The following is a 7,368-nucleotide window of genomic DNA, read 5'->3' as shown; positions in this document are numbered from 1 at the left end:
CCGTTTAAGGTATCGTTTGTGGTAACATCGCCTGCGGTTCCGCCTGTAATACCATCTACTGGAGTTGCCGTGAAGTCGTTGATAACAGCATCGATACAACTCACTGTAATAGTGAATACAGAAGATTCTGTTGAACAACCGTTTCCATCTGATACTGTATAAGTAATATTTGTAGTACCTGCAGATATAGCCGTAACTTCTCCTGTACTAGAATCTATTGAAGCCACTCCTGGAGTATCTGAACTCCATACTATAGTTCCTGTGGCTGTTGTTGATAAAGTTGTTGTTTCAGTATTACACAGAAGTCCGTCTCCTGAAATAATTGGAGCATTAGGAACATCATTTATTGTTACTGAAACATCTGAACTATTTGGACACGTTCCCGCCGTAGTATATGTTACTGTATAAGTCGCAGGAGTTGAGGCGCTCACATCAATTTCTCCTGTTGAAGCATTGATTGATAAACCTGCTACACTTGAGAAGGTTCCGCCGGATAACCCTGTAATTGTTGGGGTTGGATCGCTAGCATCTACACAATATGCAGCAGCAGCATAACTGAAACTGGCATCATCTAAAGCATTGATTGTTACTGAAACATCTGAACTATTTGGGCAAGTTCCTCCAACACTATACGTAACGGTATAGGTTGCAGGAGTTGACGCACTCACATCAATGGCTCCTGTTGAAGTATTAATAATTAAGCCTGGAACACTACTAAATGCTCCTCCTGATGTTCCTGAAACCGTTGGCGTTGGATCTGAATCACTTACGCAATACGCTCCTACATCATAACTAAAACCAGCATCTTCTAATGCATTTACAGTTAAAGTTGCTTCCGCCTCAGCGAAACAAATATTAGCCTCATTTGTAAAAACGACTCTATATATGTTTCCATCCATGGCGTTAGTAACATTTGTTAACTCAACTGAAACTGTTGTTCCACTTGCAACGGTGCCTGTTTCGGAAGCTAAATTAGAATAACTAATACCATCAGTACTTACAGACCACTGATACGTAACATCTGTACTTGCTGTAGCTACAGGATTATTGCTACTTATTGGTGTAGCACTTGCAATAGCATCAAACCTTGCAGTTTCATTTTCACACTTAACTTCATCTGATGGCGCCGTACTTATAGCTAAAGTCATCCCTTCTTGATAAGTGCTTAATCCTCCAGTTGTAGTCGCAGGTGTAGTATCATAAACTTCTCCTGTTACGCCTGCCGCAATGACTAAGCCATTTGCGTCTACACCTCCATTTGCAAACGTTGGTGTATCTGGTCCATAAATTCCTGTATCGTTATCGTCGGCATCTATATTATTATAAGCTTCATCGGCATCACTACATCCATCGGCATCAGAATCTAAATCTAAGTAATTTGGTGTTCCATCTCCGTCGGTATCACAATTTGCAAATATCTGATTGAAAAGGAAACCAGGTTGACCACCAGTAGCGTTATTAGCTACAACAATTCTTGAGATTTTAATTGATGTTAAATCAAAATATACAACTCGCTCTGGTACATAAGTATCAGAAGCACCTGAAGGATTTACCGCTAAATTCACAGTACCTCCTGAATTTGTAATAGTAACATTAGAACTAATAGGAGATATTATAGTTGGAGTAACAGTTCCAGGAAAAGTACCGGTAGAGCCTAGAATTGATGATTGCACATAAGAACTTAAATTAGTTATTAGGGCTCCAAATTCGTCATAAACTTGAACATCAATATTTTCATTAGGTTGGTCTATATCAGTAATTAAAAAGGATAATTTTGGATATAACGCCTCTCCTTCTTCAGTAAATGTTATTTCATAAGAAGATGATGAATCAGGATAAACATAAGAAGTCGGAGTACCATCAGCATAAATTGAACCTACTGTTGCATTTTCTGAATACGTAAGCAGATTACCTGTTAGACCTTGATAATCAACTAACACACTACCTGTAGTATTACTAAATAATTGAGTGTAATTATTAGTTGCTACAGTATTGATTGTAGTATTAAAATCCCCATTAACTGCGTTGAATGGAACACATTCAACATCATCCAATATCCCATCATTATCATCATCTAAATCACAATCATCACCAATACCATCATTATCATTATCAGAAAAAAGTGAACTCGAACTATTACATGAATCACACTCTGCAGCTTGTACTGCACTATTAGTTGAAGACACATCATCTTGACCTGTTGTTCCTGCTCCTACAGTACCAACATTTGTTGCAATAGGTATTCCGTTATCATTTACAGCAGCGTTTATACTTCCATCACTATTTAAATTTGAGTATGTTAAACCGGCATCGCCTTCTAAGGCATCAAAACAGCCATCGTTATCAGAATCTAAATCTAAATAATTAGGTATACCATCACAATCTGCATCGCAAGGAATTACATGGTTTAATGTAAAAGATTCATATGAAAGTGCTGTAGAACCTGAACTTCTGTAATAGTCAATTTCTACCCATTCTACTTTTTCGCCGTTTGAGTTTACTTCCCAAACGTTTAAATTTCCACCGAAGCCACCTGAAACGTTATCAAATGCAACACTATTTGTTCCACTTCCGCTAATTGTTGGTCCACCATTAGTTCCTGTATTATCCGAACTGGCATCAAAATCAGGTCTTTTATAAGTTTGTCCAAATAAAGGCACATTAGAAGTTATAATAATAGCTTCATCTGCAGCTAAATTTCCGTGTGAAAGACTTGAAAGATCTAAAATTTCGGCACCACTAGTAAACTCAATTCGGTATCTAATTCCTCCATCGCAACCAGCAAGTTTATCGATACCAATATTATCACCATAAGTAGCATTTGTAAATCCTTTAAACGAATCTACATCTGCACAAATATTAACATTATTAGATGCCGCTCTCGAAGGGAAAGCTGTTACAGTGTAAGACACAACGTCACCATCAGCAGGGCAACCAGGCACTGTAAAATTTTGGGTTAATGTCTGTGGTGTATTTGTACCATCATGTAATGCCACATTATCAATTGATGCATTTACCGCAGCAGCAGATATGGCTTCTGTACCATTTCCGCATGATTGCTCTACACTATCTAGAATACCATCATTATCATCATCTAAATCACAATAATCGCCAATAGTATCCAAATCACTATCAGAGAAAAGTGAGCTAGAACTATTACAAGGATCGCACTCCGCAGCTTGAACCGCATCATTAGTTGAAGATACATCGTCTTGACCTTCTGTTCCTGTTCCCGCAGTACCAACATTTGTTGCAATAGGTATTCCGTTATCATTTACAGCAGCGTTTATACTTCCATCACTATTTAAATTAGCATATACTAAACCTGCATCGCCTTCTAGGGCATCAAAACACCCATCGTTATCACTATCAAGATCTAAATGATCATAGATACCATCGTTATCAGTATCCCCATAAAAAGGACATAAAATACTAAGTCTCCAACCAATATTATCAGCATTAGCATCAGATGCCTGAGCTATTACAATTCTATCTATAGGTCTATCAATATTAAATCTAAAATTTGCTTCTTGCGCCGCACCTCCTATTATTGCTGCTATAGCATCTCCAGTAACTGGATCATAGGAAGCTCCTGTACCTATTGTCCCTGACGTTGCATAAATAACAGCAGGAAATTGAACTTGAACTCCATTGTTATAAAATTTAATATTTTGACTCTCATTATAAGTACCAGATCCATTTCTTGCTAAGCTTCTTACATTAAATTCTGATGATAATATAAGTTCTGAAAACACAATTTCGGTTGAAGTACCCGTAACATCATTATTTGAATTACGACTCTGCATATCAACCTGTATAGTGCCATCCGTATAATTAGGAGATGTAGCTCCAAAACTACCCGAGCCTAGTCTTGTTGTAGCGACAGCTGTTACATCGCTATCAAAGTCTTTTATATATGCTATTAAATCTCCATCATTAGTATTTGCAGCTATTTGGTTATATGATGAATCTGTAAAATGTATATTGGAAGAAGAAGTTGCTCCACAATTTTTATTGTATTCATCTACATCTAAAATACCATCATTATCGTCATCTAAATCACAAGCATCTGGTATTCCATCATTATCATTATCAGAAAAAAGTGAACTCGAACTATTACATGAATCACACTCTGCAGCTTGTACTGCACTATTAGTTGAAGATACATCATCTTGACCTGTTGTTCCTGCTCCTACAGTACCAACATTTGTTGCAATAGGTATTCCATTATCATTTACAGCTGCATTTATGCTTCCATCTGGATTTAAATTTGCATAAACTAAACCGGCATCGCCTTCTAAGGCATCTGGGCAACCGTCATTGTCACTGTCTGTATCTAAATAGTCTGGTATATTATCAGCATCGGTATCTTTATCCAAACAGTATTCTAATTCATAAAACTGCATGGTAACATTACCTGCAACACCATCTTGCTTACCTACTGTTATGCTTATCTCCCTAACCGGCCCTGCAATAGAAACCTGAATGGCATTACTTGGTGAATTCCCACTACTCGCACTACTTATAACAGTTTGACCGGAAATTGAAAAAGCACCTACAGGTAATGTAATATTTGTTAATGTTACAGGTGAAATAACAGCTCCATTATTAGCTAAAAAATCTGCTCTATCAGCATTATCTAACCCTCCAAATTTAAACTCTACATTATATACTGGCTCAGAAAAAGTATAGGTATAAACAGCTACATCTCCATTTGGGAAATCTGTATTATTAGGTTGGGTATTAATATAGTCACCCGAAATACCTCCGTTATTGGTACTACTAACCCCTGAGCTCCATGTTGAAGAACCTTGTAGTTCATAAGTAGCCGTTACAACATCGACACCATTATATGCATATATGTTAGATAGAGTTGCGGATGTAGTACCTCCATTTGTTCCTGTATCAATATTTGTAAAAGTTTGTCCTAAACTAACAAATCCTGGAGAACAATCTAACTCATCAATATCCAATATGCCATCATTATCATCATCCAAATCACAAACATCACCAATACCATCATTATCATTATCAGAAAAAAGTGAACTCGAACTATTACATGAATCGCACTCTGCAGCTTGTACTGTATTATTAGTGGAAGAGACATCATCTTGACCTGATATTCCTGCTCCTGCGGTACCAACGTTTGTAGCAATTGGTATTCCGTTATCATTTGCAGATGCATTTATACTTCCATTAGTATTCAAATCGGCATATACTAAACCCGCATCACCTTCTAAGGCATCTGGGCAACCATCATTATCACTATCATTATCTAAATGATCAGGCGTACCATCATTATCAGTATCTAAAACCTGAAGTAATAAATCTGAATTAGTTGGATTTGCATAAATATCATATGTACATGGATCAAAATTCATTGAAAAAAGGCGATTTACATTTGAAGTTGGGTCTGCGCCAATTCTCATTTTAAATTCACCCGTTTGAGAATATCTAGCGGTAAACATTACATTTGTTGCATTAACATCTATTCCAGGAGCTGTTTGCAATGGACCTCTAAACAACGTTCCTATGGCAGAGGGATAAATAGCAAGATCGCTAGGAGTTTCTGTAGTGTGTACAGAAGAACTTGTAATATCTAATTCAATAAACTCTCTAGCTGCTCCACTATCTCCGTCAACATCAATAGCTGTCATATAAAATTGAGGAATTTCTACAACCGTAGATGTGGTAGTAGTAACAAATTGAAAATCGAATTCAACTGAAGAGTTATCCGCTCCTAAAATAGGTTGAAAATTAGCTATATTAGAACTATCATCATCAATAGTAGTTATACCAGGGTTTGGTGTTGATGAAACAATAGTAACTAATGCATCTATATTTGTAGTTACATTAGAAAATCTATATACAGCACCAGAACTTAAAGCCGTACCAGATTCCAACGTGGCTCCACTAAAAGATAAACTAGGATAGAAACCACAAGCTTGAACTTGCATTTCATCGATATCTAAAATACCATCATTGTCATCATCTAGGTCACAAAAATCTGCAATTGTATCACCATCACTATCTACATAGGAAGGGTGAGAAGGGTAACATTCACTACACTCATCTGATTGTTGTGTTTCATCTTGTGAAGTTCCGACGGTTTGAGACGTTCCCCCAGGAATACCCGTACCATTTATGGCTGCTGTAAGTGCAAAGTTCTCGTCTATGCTATTAAAATCATAATTAGCACTACCCTCAATTGCATCAGGGCAACCATCATTATCACTATCTACATCTAAAAAGTTTGGTGTACCATCATTATCATAATCTAATTGTTTACATGTTGAAACAATTATCTCAATAAAATCTCTTGCACCTGCAGTAGGTTCAGCCATTGGAAATGTTAATGTAAAAGTACTCACCGTACCATTAATTTGTAAACTCCCTGCTGCAGATCCGTCTATATCATTCTGAGTAGATTGTGTGCTATAACCATTTGCAAATATTCCTGGTGTTGAACCTGCACCTCCATCTCTAACAGTGGTAGAAGTTGCTAAAAAATCATCTGTTCCTCCTATCCTTGACCAAGTTAAGCCATTTCCTAATGTAACTTCTGCTGAATTTTGTACATTGTTAGAAGATTCACCAATGTTATCGAAGTGAATAATTGGGTCTGTTACCTGAGTTTGATTTCCAGCTCCATCTTCAAAAATCACGGTTATCATATCTCCAAATGTAAAATTCCCCACAACTGAAGGATTTCCTGCCAAATTCTCCGACCAAAAACCAGCTCCAGCAGAATTAAAATTATCCAAAGAGACAAAATTCGCTGTAGTGTTGCTTACCAATCGTACTACAACTCCATCACTATAAGTATGTGACACATCAACAGTTGTACCACCCCAATTACCAGATGGATTAGAGGTACAAACACCTTCATCAGTATCTAAAACACCATCATTATCATCATCTAAGTCATCAACGTTTAATATACCGTCGCCATCACAATCGTCTACAGCGATGCATTGGGCAGAGGTAAATTGAGTGAAAGCAAAAAGCAGAAATATAAAGCAATAAAATGCTTTGACTTTCTGCGAAGTAGGGATGAATGATTTCATAAGGTACGTAGTTATTTTAATCAATTGTATTACAAATTTAAATGTCCTTAATACGTTACTTTCAGGGAATTCTATTGAAAGTAACAACGAGGCGACCAGTAACTCAAAAGTATAGACGAACGGTTTTAATTCAATCATTAAACCAATCGTCTAAAAGCTACAACACTGTATTAAAAACCGTTTTAACTTACCTTAAAAATAAATAAAAACTTACAAGAAATAACATAAAAAAGCACATTTCCTTAAAAAAATCTTAATAAAAAAGATTTTCACAAGTTAACAGGCTAAAAATAAGGTTCCC

General features: G+C 36.6%; 1 protein-coding gene. It reads right to left on the bottom strand.

What is annotated here, in order from left to right:
• A partial coding sequence (locus BM246_RS18035; RefSeq protein WP_175489814.1) for a beta strand repeat-containing protein occupies positions 1 to 7,067 on the bottom strand: 7,067 nt, incomplete at its 3' end.
• Between the last annotated feature and the right edge of the window lie 301 nt (positions 7,068 to 7,368).

It is taken from the genome of Algibacter lectus (assembly GCF_900112395.1).
Taxonomy (GTDB): Bacteria; Bacteroidota; Bacteroidia; order Flavobacteriales; family Flavobacteriaceae; genus Algibacter; species Algibacter lectus.
This window is presented reverse-complemented; position numbering and strand designations above follow the sequence as displayed.